The organism is Pseudomonas sp. Colony2 (assembly GCF_019382755.1).
Taxonomy (GTDB): domain Bacteria; phylum Pseudomonadota; class Gammaproteobacteria; order Pseudomonadales; family Pseudomonadaceae; genus Aquipseudomonas.
In genome coordinates this window covers 5,305,147-5,321,143 of sequence record NZ_CP080030.1, presented here as the reverse complement: position 1 = coordinate 5,321,143, position 15,997 = coordinate 5,305,147, and the positions used below count along the sequence as shown (strand labels likewise).

The following is a 15,997-nucleotide window of genomic DNA, read 5'->3' as shown; positions in this document are numbered from 1 at the left end:
CTTCGACGATCAAAGTGTCTGCTAACGCCGCCACTCTTAAGTCGGCAGTCAAGGGTTTCACGGACACTTACACGGCGTTGGTCAAGGCTGTGAATGCCGAGACCCAGGTCACTACCAATGCCGACGGTTCCGTCACGCCAGGCGCGCTCACCGGGGACAGCTCTGTGCGTACCATGATGGCGTCGATACGCAATGTGATGAACTCGGTGACCGGTAGCGGCACGTTTTCATCCCTGGCGCAGTTTGGCGTGACCACGGACCAGACAGCGGGCACGCTGAGCGTCAGTGATGTGGCGTTTGACAAGGCCGCCCTCACTAACGGCTCTGACATCAACAGCATCTTCACTGGCCCCACAGGGCTGTTGGCAAGCCTGACGAATGCCACCGCCAACTTTGCGCTGAGCAAGACCGGGGTGTTCGCCCAAAAGTCCACGACCCTGCAGGACAATCTCAGGGACTTGACCAACCAACAGACCGCCCTGAACACGCGCTCTGATGCCCTGACGGCCTCCCTGACGGTTAAGTACAACGCGATGGACTCCCTGGTTGCCCAGCTCAAGGCTCAAGGCGACAGCGTCATGACCACGCTCAACTCGCTGAACAATCCGAAGTCCACCTGATTGGCGGATGGATAAAGCCCGCCGAAGGCGCTGTGTCAAAGCGCCAGGCGGGCTAAAGTTTTGTGTAACGCCGTCGACATAATAATCAGCGTCCACCCTTTTAGTTGTCGCCTGTCACGAGGTAGAAACATGAATCCCATGAGAGCCCTTCGCCAATACCAGAAGGTCAACACCCACGCCCAGATCTCCGAAGCCAGCCCGCACCGCCTGGTGCAGTTGCTGATGGAAGGCGCACTGGATCGTATGGCGCAGGCCAAGGGTGCGATGGCTCGCGGTGATATCGCGCAGAAGGGGTTGATGCTGGGCAAGGCGGTGGACATCCTCGTCGGGTTGCGTGACGGCCTGAACCCCGAGAAGACCCCGGACCCGATTGCACTGCAGCAGTTGGATAACCTGTATGCCTTCATGACCATGCGTCTGCTGGAAGCCAACCGTCAGAATGACGCTGCGATGATCGATGAGGTCGCAGGTCTGATGATTACGCTCAAGGAAGGCTGGGATGGTATTGCCACAGAGGTACAGTAGGCCGTAAGGCCTGAGGACGATGTCATGAGCCAAGCATTGCAAAAAATCGACGAGACCCGTGAGGCGCTGTCCGAAGCGTTGGCTGAACGTAACTGGGGGGCGATCGGCGAACTGGATTTGGGCTGCCGCGCGTTGATCGATGCTGCGCTCAACGAGGATTCGGCGGATGAGGCAGCCATTCGGGCAAAACTGGAAGACTTGCTTTCGGTCTACCAGCAGTTGCTTGAGGCGACGACAGGGGAGCGCCAGGCTATTTTCGAAGAGATGTCGCAGTTCAACCGAGCTAAACATGCGTCAAAGGTTTACCATATGTTCGGCTGAAGGCTCAGTTAATCCGAACACCGCGCGTCATAAATTTGACTGTGCACGATTTTTTGACTTAACTAGTGCTATTTTCAGACGTCAGAAAGCCGTAGCGCAGAAAATGCCTACAGCAATCTAGATTGCCCCAACTCGAGGGCATTAGAGTTTTACTAGGGAAGTTGCTATTGCATGTGGCGTGAAACCAAAATTCTGCTGATCGATGACGATAGCGTTCGGCGCCGCGATCTGGCGGTGATCCTGAATTTTCTTGGCGAAGAAAATCTACCCTGCGGCAGCCACGACTGGCAGCAGGCGGTCAGCTCTTTGACGTCCAGCCGTGAAGTCATTTGTGTGCTGATCGGGACGGTAAACGCTCCTGGCGCCGTTCTGGGCTTGTTAAAGACACTGTCAACCTGGGATGAGTTCCTTCCGGTGTTGCTGATGGGCGATATTTCTTCCGTGGACCTTCCGGAAGACCAGCGCCGCCGCGTGCTTTCCACCCTCGAAATGCCTCCCAGCTACAGCAAATTGCTCGACTCCCTGCACCGTGCCCAGGTCTACCGCGAGATGTACGACCAGGCCCGCGAGCGCGGTCGTCACCGCGAACCCAACCTGTTCCGCAGCCTCGTCGGCACCAGCCGTGCGATCCAGCACGTGCGCCAGATGATGCAGCAAGTGGCCGACACCGACGCCAGCGTGCTGATCCTCGGCGAGTCCGGTACCGGCAAGGAAGTGGTCGCACGCAACCTGCATTACCATTCCAAGCGCCGCGACGGGCCTTTTGTGCCGGTCAACTGCGGGGCGATCCCGGCAGAACTGCTGGAAAGCGAACTGTTCGGCCACGAGAAGGGCGCCTTTACCGGGGCGATCACCAGCCGTGCCGGGCGTTTCGAGCTGGCCAACGGCGGCACCCTGTTCCTCGACGAAATCGGCGACATGCCGCTGCCGATGCAGGTCAAGCTGCTGCGGGTCTTGCAGGAGCGCACTTTCGAGCGCGTGGGCAGCAACAAGACCCAGAGCGTCGACGTACGCATCATCGCGGCCACCCACAAGAACCTCGAAAGCATGATCGAGGTCGGCAGCTTCCGCGAAGACCTGTACTACCGCCTCAACGTATTCCCGATCGAAATGGCGCCCCTGCGCGAGCGCGTCGAAGACATTCCGTTGCTGATGAACGAGCTGATCTCGCGCATGGAACACGAAAAGCGTGGTTCGATTCGCTTCAACTCGGCGGCGATCATGTCACTGTGTCGCCACGGCTGGCCGGGCAACGTCCGCGAGTTGGCCAACCTGGTGGAGCGCATGGCGATCATGCACCCGTACGGGGTGATCGGCGTGGTCGAGCTGCCGAAGAAATTCCGCTACGTCGACGACGAAGACGAGCAATTGGTGGACAGCCTGCGCAGCGACCTGGAAGAGCGCGTGGCCATCAACGGCCACACGCCGGACTTCGGCTCCACCGCCATGCTGCCGCCGGAAGGCCTGGACTTGAAGGACTACCTCGGCAGCCTCGAACAAGGCCTGATCCAGCAGGCACTCGACGACGCCAACGGTATCGTCGCCCGTGCCGCCGAGCGCCTGCGCATCCGTCGTACCACCCTGGTGGAAAAGATGCGCAAGTACGGCATGAGCCGCAAGGAAGGTGATGAACAGGCGGATGATTGACGCCTGTTTTTCAACTGACTGAAAACTAAGCCTATTTTTTTAGGCACGGGTATTGCTACAGCACTCGCAACGTTCCGTTTAACTGACGGTCAGCCAAGCGAGAGAGCATGATGCCCCACGCCGCCCAACTATCTTCGGTCCCTGACACTCAGGGGCCGGCCCCCTCCGTAGAGCAGATCAGCCGCCTCGGGCTTGAACAGGCTTTTTCCCTGTTCAACCAGATGTCGAGCCAGTTGACTGACTCCTACAGCCTGCTGGAAGCCCGGGTTTCCGAGCTTAAGGGCGAGTTGGCCGTGGTCAGTGCCCAGCGCATGGAAGAGCTGGCCGAGAAAGAGCGACTGGCCAACCGTCTGCAAAACCTCCTCGACCTGTTGCCCGGTGGCGTGATCGTCATCGACGAGCAGGGCCGTGTGCGCGAAGCCAACCCGGCGGCCTGCAACATGCTTGGCCTGCCGCTGGAGGGCGAGCTGTGGCGTGAGGTCATCACCCGCTGCTTTGCCCCGCGGGAAGACGACGGCCACGAAATCTCCCTCAAGGATGGGCGCCGCCTGTCCATCGCCACGCGTTCCCTGGATGCCGAGCCTGGCCAGTTGGTGTTGCTCAACGACCTGACTGAAACCCGGCACCTGCAAGACCAGTTGGCCCGCCATGAGCGCCTGTCGTCTTTGGGGCGAATGGTCGCTTCCCTGGCCCACCAGATTCGTACGCCATTGTCGGCCGCGCTGATTTACGCCAGTCATTTGACTGATGAGCAATTGCCCGCCGCCACCCACCAGCGTTTTGCCGGTCGCCTCAAGGAGCGCCTGCACGAACTGGAGCATCAGGTGCGCGACATGCTGGTGTTTGCCCGCGGCGAATTGCCGCTGACCGATCGCGTCACCCCGGCCGCCTTGATGCAGTCCCTGCAAGCGGCGGCCGCCACTCATATCCAGGAAGCGTCAGTCCGTTGGCAGTGCGACAGCCATTACGGCGAGTTGCTGTGCAACCGCGACACCCTGGTGGGCGCGCTGCTCAACCTGATCGAAAACGCGACCCAGGCCAGCGGCCCCGGGGCGCGGCTCAAGGTGCACCTGTACAACCGTGGCGAGACCCTGCGCCTGAGCATCAGCGACAGCGGCAGCGGGATTGACCCGGTGGTGCTGCAGCGCCTCGGCGAGCCTTTTTTTACCACCAAGACCAACGGGACCGGTCTGGGCCTGACCGTGGTCAAGGCAGTCGCCCGTGCACATCAGGGAGAATTGCAGCTGCATTCCCGGTTGGGTCGTGGCACGTGCGCGTTGATCACGCTGCCGCTGTTTTCATGCGCCGTCAGCGCGGAGTAAAAGGTCATGGCTATCAAGGTTTTATTGGTTGAAGACGATCGCGCCCTGCGTGAAGCATTGGCTGACACGCTGTTGCTGGCGGGCCATGACTATCGGGCGGTCGGTTCTGCCGAAGAAGCCCTGGACGCGGTGGAGCAGGAGTCCTTCAGCCTGGTGGTCAGCGACGTCAACATGCCGGGCATGGACGGACACCAGTTGCTCGGCCTGTTGCGTGCGCGCCAGCCGCAACTGCCGGTGCTGCTGATGACCGCCCACGGCGCCGTGGAGCGTGCCGTCGACGCCATGCGTCAGGGCGCTGCGGATTACCTGGTCAAGCCCTTCGAACCCAAAGCCTTGATCGAACTGGTCGCCCGGCATGCCCTTGGCACCCTGGGCGCTGCCGAGGGTGAAGGTCCGATTGCCTTCGAACCGGCCAGCGCGCAATTGCTGGAACTGGCGGCCCGTGTTGCCCGCAGCGATTCCACCGTGCTGATCTCCGGCGAGTCCGGTACCGGCAAGGAAGTACTGGCGCGCTACATCCACCAGCAATCCCATCGTGCCAGCCAGCCGTTCATTGCGATCAACTGCGCGGCCATTCCCGACAACATGCTCGAAGCCACCTTGTTCGGCCATGAGAAGGGCTCGTTCACCGGCGCCATCGCGGCGCAGGCCGGCAAGTTCGAGCAGGCTGACGGCGGCACCATCCTGCTCGACGAAATCTCCGAAATGCCCCTGGGCCTGCAAGCCAAGTTGCTGCGGGTATTGCAGGAGCGCGAAGTGGAGCGGGTGGGGGCACGCAAGCCGATCCAGCTGGACATCCGTGTGGTCGCCACCACCAACCGCGACCTGGCGGGCGAAGTGGCGGCGGGGCGCTTCCGTGAGGACCTGTTCTACCGGCTCTCGGTGTTCCCGTTGGCCTGGCGCCCGTTGCGCGAGCGCCCGGCCGACATCATCCCGCTGGCCGAGCGCCTGCTGGGCAAGCACGTCAATAAAATGAAGCATGCCCAGGCGCGCCTGTCGGCCGAGGCCCAGGCCTGTCTGATCAGCTACCCGTGGCCCGGCAACGTGCGGGAACTGGACAATGCGATCCAGCGTGCGTTGATTTTGCAGCAGGGCGGCCTGATCCAGCCCCAGGATTTCTGCCTGGCCATGGGCGCGGGCGCAGCGCCGCAGCCGAGCCTGGCTGCGGCGCCACAGGTCGAAGCCGTGCCTGCCGAATCCGCCGGCGCCCTGGGCGACGACCTGCGTCGCCGGGAATTCCAGATGATCATCGACACCCTGCGCTCCGAGCGCGGGCGCCGCAAAGAAGCCGCCGAGCGCCTGGGCATCAGCCCGCGCACCCTGCGCTACAAGCTGGCGCAGATGCGTGACGCCGGGATGGACGTGGAAGCCTACCTCTACGCAACCTGAAAATTCTCAAAGCCGACAGGGCCAGTCGCCTTTTCTTACAGAATGCCACGGAGCTGGCACCCTTGTTGCTACCACCCCTGTAATCGCTGTGTAGTGTCAAAAAATTGCGGGTCGTCGGAGAGAAAGTTCATGAGCCAAGGTGTTGAGTTCAATCGGTTGATGTTGGATATGCGGTCCATGCAAATGGATGCCATGGCTCAACCGAAATCCGCCGCGCAAGCCGTACCGGAATTGGGCCAGAGCAGCTTTGCCGACATGCTCGGCCAGGCCATCAACAAAGTCAGCGACACCCAGCAGGCATCCAATCAGTTGGCGACCGCCTTCGAGATCGGCAAGAGCGGCGTGGACCTCACTGACGTGATGGTCGCCTCGCAAAAAGCCAGCGTTTCATTCCAGGCCTTGACCCAGGTGCGCAACAAACTGGTTCAAGCCTATCAAGACATCATGCAGATGCCGGTTTAAGGACGATTTGAGTCATGGCAGAAGCACTCGTGGATAACGCACCCGCCAAGGCAGACGGCAAGCCGCCGCTGTTTGGCCTGTCGTTCCTGGAAAACCTCTCCGAGATGACCATGTTGCGTCAGGTAGGCCTGATGGTCGGCCTGGCTGCCAGCGTGGCGATTGGTTTTGCCGTGGTGCTGTGGTCCCAGCAACCGGATTACCGTCCGTTGTACGGCAGCCTGGCCGGCATGGATTCCAAGCAGATCATGGAAACCCTGGCGGCGGCAGACATCAGCTACACCGTCGAACCGAATTCCGGCGCCCTGTTGGTCAAGGCCGACGATGTGGCCCGTGCGCGGATGAAACTGGCGGCTGCCGGCGTTACCCCGTCCGACGCGAATATCGGCTTTGAAATCCTCGACAAGGACCAGGGCCTGGGGACCAGCCAGTTCATGGAAGCCACCCGCTACCGTCGCGGCCTGGAAGGCGAACTGGCGCGCACCATCTCTGCCCTGAACAACGTCAAGGGCGCCCGCGTGCACCTGGCGATTCCGAAAAGCTCGGTGTTTGTGCGCGATGAACGCAAGCCCAGCGCCTCGGTCCTGGTCGAACTCTTTGCCGGCCGCTCCCTTGAGCCTGGCCAGGTATTGGCGATCATCAACCTGGTGGCCACCAGCGTTCCTGAATTGAGCAAGTCGCAGATCACCGTAGTCGACCAGAAGGGCAACCTGCTGTCGGACCTCGCGGAAAACTCTTCGCTGACCATGGCCGGCAAGCAGTTCGACTACAGCCGTCGCATGGAAAGCATGCTGACCCAGCGGGTGCACAACATCCTGCAACCGGTGTTGGGCAATGATCGCTACAAGGCTGAAGTGTCGGCCGACGTCGACTTCAGCGCCGTCGAATCGACCTCCGAGCAGTTCAACCCGGACCAGCCGGCCCTGCGCAGCGAGCAATCGACCACCGAACAACGTACCGCCAGCAATGGCCCGCAAGGCGTGCCGGGTGCCCTGAGCAACCAGCCGCCCACCCCGGCCACTGCCCCGCAAACCACCGGTGGCGCTGCCGCTACCGCAGGCGCGGTGCAGCCTGGCCAGCCGCTGCTGGACGCCAACGGCCAGCAGATCATGGACCCGGCCACTGGCCAGCCCATGCTCGCGCCGTACCCGGCCGACAAGCGCAACCAGTCCACCAAGAACTTCGAGCTTGATCGTTCCATCAGCCACACCAAGCAGCAACAGGGTCGGATCAATCGCCTGTCGGTGTCGGTGGTGGTGGATGACCAGGTCAAGGTCAATGCCGCAGACGGCGCCATCACCCGCGCCCCATGGAGCGCCGATGAATTGGCGCGCTTCACTCGCCTGGTGCAGGACGCGGTGGGCTTCGATGCCAGCCGTGGCGACAGCGTCAGCGTGATCAACATGCCGTTCTCCGCCGAGCGTGGCGAAGTCATCGCCGAGGCAGCGTTCTATACTCAGCCGTGGTTCTGGGACATCGTCAAGCAAGTGCTGGGGGTGTTGTTCATCCTGTTGCTGGTGTTCGGCGTGCTGCGCCCGGTGCTCAACAACATCACCGGCCACGGCAAGAAGCAACTGGCCCTGGCCGGCGGCGACGTCGAGCTGGGTGGCATGGGCGGCCTCGATGGCGAACTGGCCAACGACCGCGTGAGCCTCGGTGGCCCGCAAAGCATTCTGTTGCCGAGCCCGAGCGAGGGTTATGACGCTCAGTTGAACGCAATCAAGAGCCTGGTGGCCGAAGACCCGGGTCGTGTGGCCCAGGTCGTGAAAGAGTGGATTAACGCAGATGAGTGATAGCCGAGCTGCAGTAGCCAAACTCTCCCGGGTCGACAAAGCCGCCGTGCTGTTGCTGTCCCTCGGAGAAACCGACGCCGCCCAAGTGCTGCGCCACATGGGGCCCAAAGAGGTTCAGCGTGTCGGCGTGGCCATGGCGCAAATGCGCAATGTGCACCGCGAGCAAGTCGAGCAGGTGATGAGCGAGTTCGTCGAGATCGTCGGCGACCAGACCAGCCTGGGCGTCGGCTCCGACAGCTACATTCGCAAGATGCTCACCTCGGCCCTGGGCGAAGACAAGGCCAACGGCCTGATCGACCGCATCCTGCTGGGTGGCAACACCAGCGGCCTCGACAGCCTGAAGTGGATGGAACCGCGGGCCGTGGCCGATGTGATCCGCTACGAACACCCGCAAATCCAGGCGATCGTGGTGGCGTATCTCGACCCCGACCAGGCCGGTGAAGTGCTCGGCCACTTCGACCATAAGGTGCGCCTGGATATCATCCTGCGCGTCTCGTCGTTGAACACCGTACAGCCGGCGGCCCTGAAAGAATTGAACACGATTCTCGAGAAGCAGTTCTCGGGCAATTCCAACGCTTCGCGCACCACCCTGGGCGGCATCAAGCGTGCGGCCGACATCATGAACTTCCTCGACAGCTCGGTGGAAGGCCAGTTGATGGACTCGATCCGCGAGATCGACGACAGCCTGTCGGTGCAGATCGAAGACCTCATGTTCGTGTTCAACAACCTCTCCGATGTCGACGACCGTGGCATCCAGGCGTTGCTGCGGGAAGTCTCCTCCGACGTACTGGTGCTGGCGCTCAAGGGCTCCGACGAGGGCGTCAAGGAAAAGATCTTCAAGAACATGTCCAAGCGGGCTTCCGAACTGTTGCGCGACGACCTCGAGGCCAAGGGCCCGGTGCGCGTCAGCGACGTGGAAACTGCACAGAAGGAAATCCTCACCATTGCCCGCCGTATGGCCGAAGCCGGAGAAATCGTTCTCGGTGGGAAGGGCGGCGAAGAAATGATTTAAGGCGCCGCGCATGTCGAACAAAGATGAGACGCCCAGCGATCTGATTCGCGCACGGGACGTCGGAGGGTTCGACGTCTGGTCGCTGCCCAGTTTCGACCCGCATCGCCCGGAGCCTGAGCCGGAGCCGGTAGAAGAACCCCCGGCCGAGATGGAAGAAGTGCCGCTGGAGGAAGTCCAGCCACTGACCCTGGAAGAGCTCGAAAGCATTCGCCAGGAAGCCTACAACGAAGGTTTCTCCACTGGCGAGAAGGACGGTTTTCGCAGCACTACCCTCAAGGTCCGCCAGGAAGCCGAGGCCGCGCTGAGCGTCAAGCTGGCCAGCCTGGAAACCCTGATGGGCAGCCTGTTCGAGCCCATCGCCGAGCAGGACTCGCAGATTGAAAAAGCCATGGTCGGGCTGGTGGAGCACATCACCCGCCAGGTCATTCAGCGCGAATTGGCCCTGGACTCCACGCAAATCGAAAGCGTGATGCGCGAAGCCCTCAAGCTGCTGCCCCTGGGCGTCGGCAACGTGCGGCTGTACATCAACCCGCAGGATTTCGAACAGGTCAAAGCCCTGCGCGAGCGCCATGAAGAAACCTGGCGCATCGTCGAAGACGCTGCGCTGCTGCCCGGTGGTTGCCGGGTCGAGACCGAGCACAGCCGCATCGATGCCACGGTGGAGACGCGCATCACGCAGATCATGGCCAAGCTGTTCGATCAGTTGCACGAGCAGGCGCTGCACCCGGCAGAGCCGGACTTGAGCGTCGAGCTGGACACCCCCGATGCGCCTTGATCGCACCAGCTTCGCCAAGCGCCTGGGTGGCTATGCCGAAGTCACCGAGTTGCCCGGCCAGCCGATCCTGGAGGGCCGCCTGCTGCGCATGGTCGGCCTGACCCTGGAAGCCGAAGGCCTGCGCGCCGCCATGGGCAGCCGCTGCATGGTGATCAACGACGACAGCTACCACCCGGTGCAGGTCGAAGCCGAAGTGATGGGGTTCTCCGGCAGCAAAGTATTCCTGATGCCCGTCGGCAGCGTTGCCGGCATTGCCCCCGGCGCTCGCGTGGTGCCGCTGGCCGACACCGGCCGCCTGCCGATGGGCATGAGCATGCTCGGCCGCGTGCTGGATGGCGCCGGGCGCGCCCTCGACGGCAAGGGCGGTATGAAGGCCGAAGACTGGGTGCCGATGGACGGCCCTACCATCAACCCGCTCAAGCGCAACCCCATCAGCGTGCCGCTGGACGTGGGCATTCGCAGCATCAACGGTTTATTGACGGTGGGCCGCGGCCAGCGCCTGGGCCTGTTTGCCGGTACCGGCGTGGGTAAGTCGGTGTTGCTGGGCATGATGACGCGCTTTACCGAGGCCGACATCATCGTGGTCGGACTGATCGGCGAGCGGGGCCGGGAGGTGAAGGAATTCATCGAGCACAGCCTCGGCGAAGAAGGCCTCAAGCGTTCGGTCGTGGTGGCCTCACCGGCGGATGACGCGCCGCTGATGCGCCTGCGCGCCGCGATGTACTGCACACGCATCGCCGAATATTTTCGCGACAAGGGCAAGAACGTCCTGCTGCTGATGGACTCCCTGACCCGTTTCGCCCAGGCCCAGCGGGAAATCGCCCTGGCCATCGGCGAGCCGCCGGCCACCAAGGGCTATCCGCCGTCAGTGTTCGCCAAGCTGCCCAAGCTGGTGGAGCGTGCCGGTAACGCCGAAGCCGGTGGTGGTTCGATCACTGCGTTCTACACCGTACTCTCCGAGGGCGATGACCAGCAGGACCCGATTGCCGACTCGGCGCGGGGCGTGCTCGACGGGCACATCGTGCTGTCCCGGCGCCTGGCCGAAGAAGGGCACTACCCGGCCATCGACATCGAAGCCTCCATCAGCCGGGTGATGCCGTCGGTGGTCACCCCGGAGCACATGATGCGCGCGCAGCAGTTCAAGCAACTGTGGTCGCGTTATCAACAGAGCCGCGACCTGATCAGCGTCGGCGCCTATGTGGCCGGCGGCGATCGCGAGACCGACCTGGCGATTGCCCTGCAACCGCAACTGGTGACGTACCTGCGCCAGGGCCTCAACGACAAGATCAGCATGGGTGAAAGCGAGGCTCACCTGGGCACCATCTTCGCGCCGGCGCCGGGCGGATAAACCATGGCCAACACTCGCGCCGCGCGCCTTGCCCCGGTAGTGGACATGGCCGAAAAAGCTGAAAAGACCGCCGTCCAGCGCCTGGGGTACTTCCAGGGCCAGGTTCGCCTGGCGGAAAGCAAGCTGGGGGACCTGGAGCGCTTTCGCGGCGAGTATCAGCAGCAGTGGATCGAGCGTGGCAGCAAGGGCGTCTCCGGGCAGTGGCTGATGGGCTACCAGGGCTTTCTCAACCAGTTGGAAACCGCCGTCGGCCAGCAGCGCCAGAGCCTGGCCTGGCACCAGGCCAACGTCGACAAGGCCCGCGACAGCTGGCAACAGGCCTATGCCCGGGTCGAAGGCCTGCGCAAGCTGGTGCAACGCTACATCGACGAAGCCCGCGCACTGGAAGACAAGCGCGAGCAGAAACTGCTGGATGAATTGTCCCAGCGTCTTCCCCGCCAAAACCCCTATTAACCACGGCCTCGCTCCTACACGGATTTGCCCACTTCCCTATCACCTGCTACACCTTGTTGCACATTGCCAATGACAAGGAAGCAGTCGTATGTCAGTCGAATCAGAAGTGTCCCTGGACGGGACGAAGTTGACGATCACCGTCAGGGGGCGATTCGATTTCGGTAGCCACCAGGCCTTTCGTGATGCCTACGAGCGGTTCTACAAGGTGCCCGAGATCTACGTGGTGGACTTGAAGGAAACCACCTACATGGACAGCTCGGCCCTGGGCATGCTCCTGCTGTTGCGTGACCATGCCGGAGGCGACAATGCCGAAGTGCAGGTGATCAACGCCAACTCCGATGTGCGCAAGATCCTGGCCATTTCCAACTTCGACAAACTGTTCGACCTCACTTGAGCGTCCTGGCCCCGGTCCTCGAGGCGCTGACGGTGTTGATCGCCGAAGACAGCGCCGCCGACCTGTTGTTGCTGTCGACCATCGTGCGCCGCCAGGGCCACCAGGTGCTGACCGCCAGCAACGGCCAGGAAGCGGTCGATGTGTTTACCCGTGAACGGCCGCAGTTGGTGTTGATGGACGCCCTGATGCCGGTGATGGACGGCTTCGAGGCGGCCCGGCAGATCAAGCAACTGGCGGGGGAGGCGCTGGTGCCGATCATCTTCCTCACCTCCCTGCGCGAGAGCGAAGCCCTGGCCCAGTGCCTGGATGCCGGCGGCGACGACTTCCTGGCCAAACCCTATAACCAAGTGATCCTCGCGGCGAAGATCAACGCCATGGACCGCCTGCGCCGCTTGCAGGCCACGGTCTTGCAGCAACGCGACCTGATCGCCCGGCACCACGACTACCTGCTGCAGGAGCAGCGAGTGGCCAAGGCGGTGTTCGACAAGGTGGCCCACTCGGGCTGCATCAACGCCGCGCCGAATATTCGTTATGTGCAGTCGCCCTACGCGCTGTTCAACGGCGATTTGCTGCTGGCCGCGTACACGCCGTCGGGCGATATGCATGTGCTGCTGGGGGACTTTACCGGCCACGGTTTGCCGGCGGCGGTCGGCGCCATGCCCCTGGCGGAAGTGTTCTACGGCATGACTGCCAAGGGCTACGGATTGGCGCAAACCCTGCGGGAGATGAACGCCAAGCTCAAGCGCATCCTGCCGGTGGACATGTTCTGTTGTGCCACCTTGCTGTGCCTCAGCGCCCAGCGACGGGTGGTGGAAGTGTGGAATGGCGGCATGCCCGACGGCTACGTGCATGACGTCACCACCGGCAAGCGCACGCCGCTGGTGTCGCGGCATTTGCCATTGGGCGTGCTGGCGGCCGAGGCGTTTGATGACCGCACTGAAGTCTGGCCGATGGCGCTGGGTGACCGAGTGTTTTTGCTGTCGGATGGTGTGCTGGATACTGCCGATGCCCATGAACAGTTGTTTGGCGCCGAGCGGTTGCAGCAGGTGTTTGCGGCCAATCGCGAGCCGGACCGGTTGTTCGAGGAGATCGAACAGGCCTTGGCGGGTTTTCGCGGTGAGGTGCGCGATGACATCAGCATGGTGGAGATCAGCCTGCAGGCGGATGAGCCGTTGCGTTCGTCGTCGGTGGTGTATTCCGACAGTGGGCAGTCGTCGCCGCTGGATTGGTCGGTAAGTTTTGAGTTTCGTGCCGAGACGCTCAAGTCCTACAACCCTTTGCCGTATTTGTTGCAGTTGCTGTTGGAGATTCATGGGCTGCGGGAGCAGAGCGGGGCGTTGTACAGCGTGATGGCGGAGTTGTATTCCAATGCGCTTGAACATGGTGTGCTGGGGCTGGATTCGCGGCTCAAGCGGGATGCACAGGGGTTTGCTGCGTATTACCGCGAGCGTAATGAGCGGCTGGCGCGGTTGGATAGCGGGTATGTGCGGGTGCACCTGGATGTGGTGCCGACCGGGGAGGGGGGGTGTCTGACGCTGCGGATCGAGGACAGTGGGGCCGGGTTTGATGTGGATAAGGTGCTGGCCAGGCCGCTGGCTGTTGACCGTCTGTCTGGTAGGGGATTGAGCCTGGTGCGCCAGTTGAGCAGCGATGTAGGCTGGTCTGACGGCGGGCGGTGTGTGTGCGTGGAGTTTTCATGGAAGGCTCTGGCATAATCCGCCGATTCTTGATCAAGGAGCGAACAAGTGGCAGAGATTCATCTGGACCCCGATGTGCTGACTGGCTTGCAGGAGGTCATGGAGGGCGAGTATCCGAAGCTGCTCGACACTTTTCTCGATGACTCGCAAAAGCGGGTAGAGGCGTTGCGCCGGGCTCGGGATGATGCCAAGGCGCTTGGGCGGATTGCGCATAGCTTCAAGGGGAGTAGCGGTAATCTTGGGGCGGTGCGGTTGGCTGAGCTTTGTCAGTTGCTCGAGGATAAGTCCGCCAAGCCTGTGGTTGCGGATTTGGCGCAGTTGGTGGATGAGATTGACCATGAATTCGCGCTGGTGCGGCCGTTGTATGAGCATGAGCGGGGGCGGTTTCAGCTCTGACGCTTTTGGTGTTTATATCCGTTTCTTCGGTAACGGCGGCTTATGGTTTCGCTCTTGCAGCGAGTCACTTTGCAAAAGCGGCACAGTAACCAAAGCGCTCTGCCCCATCAAAAACCAGAGCGAAAGCAGAGCTGCTTTTCTGTGGGAGCGGGCTTGCTCGCGAAAAACCTGAGAGCGCCGCGTTCATCCAGAATGCCAGCGTCATCGTTAACGACCTTCGCGAGCAAGCCCGCTCCCACATTTGGACCGTGCCCGCTTCTGATTTGGCTGTTGCTTTTGCTCTTCAACACTCAAGACCCCATACAAGCCATCACCCAAATAACGGATATGCACCCTTAAACCAAAACCTGGCCCAACTCTTGCTCTACCTCCTGTTACCGCACCCTCGACCCCTGTGCGGCGGAGACTCTTGACTATGGCAATCACCCCGAATTCGCTCCTTCAGGCAGCCCTTGCGGCCAAGCCTCAAGCGCCCGCTGCCAATCCACCGGCAGTGGCTGCGAACCCGCGGGACAAGGCCCCGGGCTTCGCTCAGGTGTTCGCCAACCAGGCCCCTGCGCCTGCGGCAAAACCTGCCGACACCCCCATCAAATCCACCCGCGACAAGCCTGCGGACAACAGCCCCAAGCCCGCCGCCAACAACGACAAGCCTGCCGCCGGCACCCCATCGGTTGCCGATAACGGCAAGACTTTGCCTGCCAGCCCACCGGCCAAGGCGGACACCCCGGACACCACCGCCAAGTCAGACGACGATGCCCCGGCAGACGATCCGTCCCTGGCCCAGCAACCTCCGGTCGACCCTGCCGTAGACCCGGCGCTGATAGCCACGGTAGTCCCTGTCCCCGTCCCCGCTACGCCGGCGCCCGTCGAGACCCCGACGCCGGCCACCGCGAAGGATGACAAAAACCAGCCAGTCGTGGCGCCACCGATTGCCGCGACCGACGACGCCAAGCCCGCCTTCGATCCCGAGGCCGATCCGCTGGATGCAATGCCCGCCGTGCGCCTGGCCATGGAGCAGGGCGGACACGTGTCCGCCAGCAGCCAGGCCCCGGCAAAAACCGCCCCGGCCCCGACCCAGGATCAGCCGACCGCCGCGCAAAACTTCGTCACAGGCCTGGCCAATATGGTCGACCAGCAAGCGTCCAAGGACAGCACCGACCAGGGCGGCGACAAAGCCTTTGCCGGTCTGATCGACGGCGGCCTCAAGGATTTGAAGGACGCCAGCAGCGACACCCGTGTCGATGACTTCGCCAACCGACTCGCCGCGCTGACCCAGGCTGCCACGCCGAAAACTGCGAATGCCCTGCCGCCGGTGGCCAACGCGCCATTGGCCATGCACCAGAGTGGCTGGACCGATGAGGTGGTGAACCGGGTCATGTACCTGTCCAGCGCCAACCTCAAGTCGGCAGAGATCCAGTTGCAGCCCGCTGAGCTGGGTCGCCTGGACATCAGCGTGAAGATGTCCGCCGACCAGCAGGCGCAAGTCACCTTCATGAGCGGCCATGCGGTGGTGCGTGAAGCCCTGGAAAGCCAATCGGGCCGCCTGCGGGAGATGTTTGCCCAGCAGGGCATGGGCCAGGTCGACGTTAACGTGTCCGACCAGTCCCGTGGCTGGCAGGGGCAGCAGGGCCAGGACCAGCAACAGCAGAACCAGGCTCGCGGCGTCAGCGGCAGTGGCGGGCGGGGTGATGGGGTTGATGGCGGCGGTATCGGTGAGGTGGCTGAAGTGGCCGCGCCGGTGGTGCAGTCGGTGATTGGCTCCAGTGCCGTGGACTACTACGCCTGATCTGAGGTCTGGCGATGATCAAAATGTGGGAGCGGGCTTGCTCGCGAATACGGAGTGTCA

General features: G+C 62.4%; 16 protein-coding genes. All 16 read left to right on the top strand.

Going from position 1 to position 15,997, the window contains the following annotated elements; all coding sequences use genetic code 11:
• The coding region (gene fliD / locus JV201_RS29890; protein WP_257903246.1) for a flagellar filament capping protein FliD at positions 1-620 on the top strand (620 nt) is incomplete at its 5' end.
• A 129-nt stretch (positions 621-749) separates the two neighbouring features.
• Positions 750-1,145, top strand: coding sequence for a flagellar export chaperone FliS (gene fliS, locus JV201_RS21265; protein ID WP_003214591.1), 396 nt, complete (start codon positions 750-752; stop codon positions 1,143-1,145).
• A 24-nt stretch (positions 1,146-1,169) separates the two neighbouring features.
• Positions 1,170-1,466, top strand: coding sequence for a hypothetical protein (locus JV201_RS21260; RefSeq protein ID WP_008434847.1), 297 nt, complete (start codon positions 1,170-1,172; stop codon positions 1,464-1,466).
• 171 nt (positions 1,467-1,637) lie between these two features.
• Positions 1,638-3,113, top strand: a complete 1,476-nt coding sequence (locus JV201_RS21255) for a sigma-54 dependent transcriptional regulator (RefSeq protein WP_219406014.1) — start codon at positions 1,638-1,640, stop codon at positions 3,111-3,113.
• Between the two features lie 110 nt (positions 3,114-3,223).
• The gene (locus tag JV201_RS21250; RefSeq protein WP_032899354.1) at positions 3,224-4,435 is read left to right on the top strand and encodes a PAS domain-containing sensor histidine kinase; all 1,212 of its coding nucleotides are present in this window, start codon (positions 3,224-3,226) and stop codon (positions 4,433-4,435) included.
• A gap of 6 nt (positions 4,436-4,441) precedes the next feature.
• On the top strand, positions 4,442-5,824 hold the full coding sequence (locus JV201_RS21245) for a sigma-54 dependent transcriptional regulator (RefSeq protein WP_087694335.1): 1,383 nt from the start codon (positions 4,442-4,444) through the stop codon (positions 5,822-5,824).
• Positions 5,825-5,953: 129 nt separating this feature from the next.
• Positions 5,954-6,286: a flagellar hook-basal body complex protein FliE gene (gene fliE, locus JV201_RS21240; RefSeq protein WP_003214581.1), complete on the top strand. Its 333-nt coding sequence runs from the start codon at positions 5,954-5,956 to the stop codon at positions 6,284-6,286.
• Between the two features lie 14 nt (positions 6,287-6,300).
• Complete coding sequence (gene fliF, locus JV201_RS21235) at positions 6,301-8,076, top strand: flagellar basal-body MS-ring/collar protein FliF (RefSeq protein WP_008434839.1); 1,776 nt, start codon at positions 6,301-6,303, stop codon at positions 8,074-8,076.
• Positions 8,069-9,088: a flagellar motor switch protein FliG gene (gene fliG / locus JV201_RS21230; protein WP_003214577.1), complete on the top strand. Its 1,020-nt coding sequence runs from the start codon at positions 8,069-8,071 to the stop codon at positions 9,086-9,088. Before fliF ends, fliG begins: the two co-directional genes overlap by 8 nt.
• Positions 9,089-9,098: 10 nt before the next feature.
• A complete protein-coding gene (fliH, locus tag JV201_RS21225; RefSeq protein ID WP_008434837.1) occupies positions 9,099-9,863 on the top strand; it encodes a flagellar assembly protein FliH in 765 nt (254 codons plus the stop codon).
• On the top strand, positions 9,853-11,211 hold the full coding sequence (fliI, locus tag JV201_RS21220) for a flagellar protein export ATPase FliI (protein ID WP_087694334.1): 1,359 nt from the start codon (positions 9,853-9,855) through the stop codon (positions 11,209-11,211). Before fliH ends, fliI begins: the two co-directional genes overlap by 11 nt.
• Positions 11,212-11,214: 3 nt before the next feature.
• Complete coding sequence (gene fliJ, locus JV201_RS21215; protein ID WP_008434833.1) at positions 11,215-11,664, top strand: flagellar export protein FliJ; 450 nt, start codon at positions 11,215-11,217, stop codon at positions 11,662-11,664.
• 88 nt (positions 11,665-11,752) lie between these two features.
• The gene (locus tag JV201_RS21210; RefSeq protein ID WP_177027718.1) at positions 11,753-12,058 is read left to right on the top strand and encodes an STAS domain-containing protein; all 306 of its coding nucleotides are present in this window, start codon (positions 11,753-11,755) and stop codon (positions 12,056-12,058) included.
• On the top strand, positions 12,055-13,773 hold the full coding sequence (locus JV201_RS21205) for a fused response regulator/phosphatase (RefSeq protein ID WP_219406013.1): 1,719 nt from the start codon (positions 12,055-12,057) through the stop codon (positions 13,771-13,773). The genes JV201_RS21210 and JV201_RS21205 overlap by 4 nt, the downstream gene beginning before the upstream one ends.
• A gap of 30 nt (positions 13,774-13,803) precedes the next feature.
• A complete protein-coding gene (locus JV201_RS21200) occupies positions 13,804-14,151 on the top strand; it encodes an Hpt domain-containing protein (protein ID WP_003214564.1) in 348 nt (115 codons plus the stop codon).
• A 415-nt stretch (positions 14,152-14,566) separates the two neighbouring features.
• Positions 14,567-15,937 carry a flagellar hook-length control protein FliK gene (locus JV201_RS21195; RefSeq protein WP_219406012.1) on the top strand — a complete coding sequence of 457 codons (1,371 nt, stop codon included), beginning with the start codon at positions 14,567-14,569 and terminating at the stop codon, positions 15,935-15,937.
• Positions 15,938-15,997 lie beyond the last annotated feature (60 nt).

Bases quoted from the DNA above. Each gene is read 5' to 3' on its own strand.
- JV201_RS21250 (WP_032899354.1), top strand. From the start codon at position 3,224: ATGCCCCACGCCGCCCAACTATCTTCGGTCCCTGACACTCAGGGGCCG.
- fliS (WP_003214591.1), top strand. From the start codon at position 750: ATGAATCCCATGAGAGCCCTTCGCCAATACCAGAAGGTCAACACCCAC.
- fliI (WP_087694334.1), top strand. From the start codon at position 9,853: ATGCGCCTTGATCGCACCAGCTTCGCCAAGCGCCTGGGTGGCTATGCC.
- JV201_RS21210 (WP_177027718.1), top strand. From the start codon at position 11,753: ATGTCAGTCGAATCAGAAGTGTCCCTGGACGGGACGAAGTTGACGATC.
- fliE (WP_003214581.1), top strand. From the start codon at position 5,954: ATGAGCCAAGGTGTTGAGTTCAATCGGTTGATGTTGGATATGCGGTCC.
- fliG (WP_003214577.1), top strand. From the start codon at position 8,069: ATGAGTGATAGCCGAGCTGCAGTAGCCAAACTCTCCCGGGTCGACAAA.
- JV201_RS21255 (WP_219406014.1), top strand. From the start codon at position 1,638: ATGTGGCGTGAAACCAAAATTCTGCTGATCGATGACGATAGCGTTCGG.
- JV201_RS21245 (WP_087694335.1), top strand. From the start codon at position 4,442: ATGGCTATCAAGGTTTTATTGGTTGAAGACGATCGCGCCCTGCGTGAA.
- fliF (WP_008434839.1), top strand. From the start codon at position 6,301: ATGGCAGAAGCACTCGTGGATAACGCACCCGCCAAGGCAGACGGCAAG.
- fliJ (WP_008434833.1), top strand. From the start codon at position 11,215: ATGGCCAACACTCGCGCCGCGCGCCTTGCCCCGGTAGTGGACATGGCC.
- JV201_RS21195 (WP_219406012.1), top strand. From the start codon at position 14,567: ATGGCAATCACCCCGAATTCGCTCCTTCAGGCAGCCCTTGCGGCCAAG.
- JV201_RS21260 (WP_008434847.1), top strand. From the start codon at position 1,170: ATGAGCCAAGCATTGCAAAAAATCGACGAGACCCGTGAGGCGCTGTCC.
- fliH (WP_008434837.1), top strand. From the start codon at position 9,099: ATGTCGAACAAAGATGAGACGCCCAGCGATCTGATTCGCGCACGGGAC.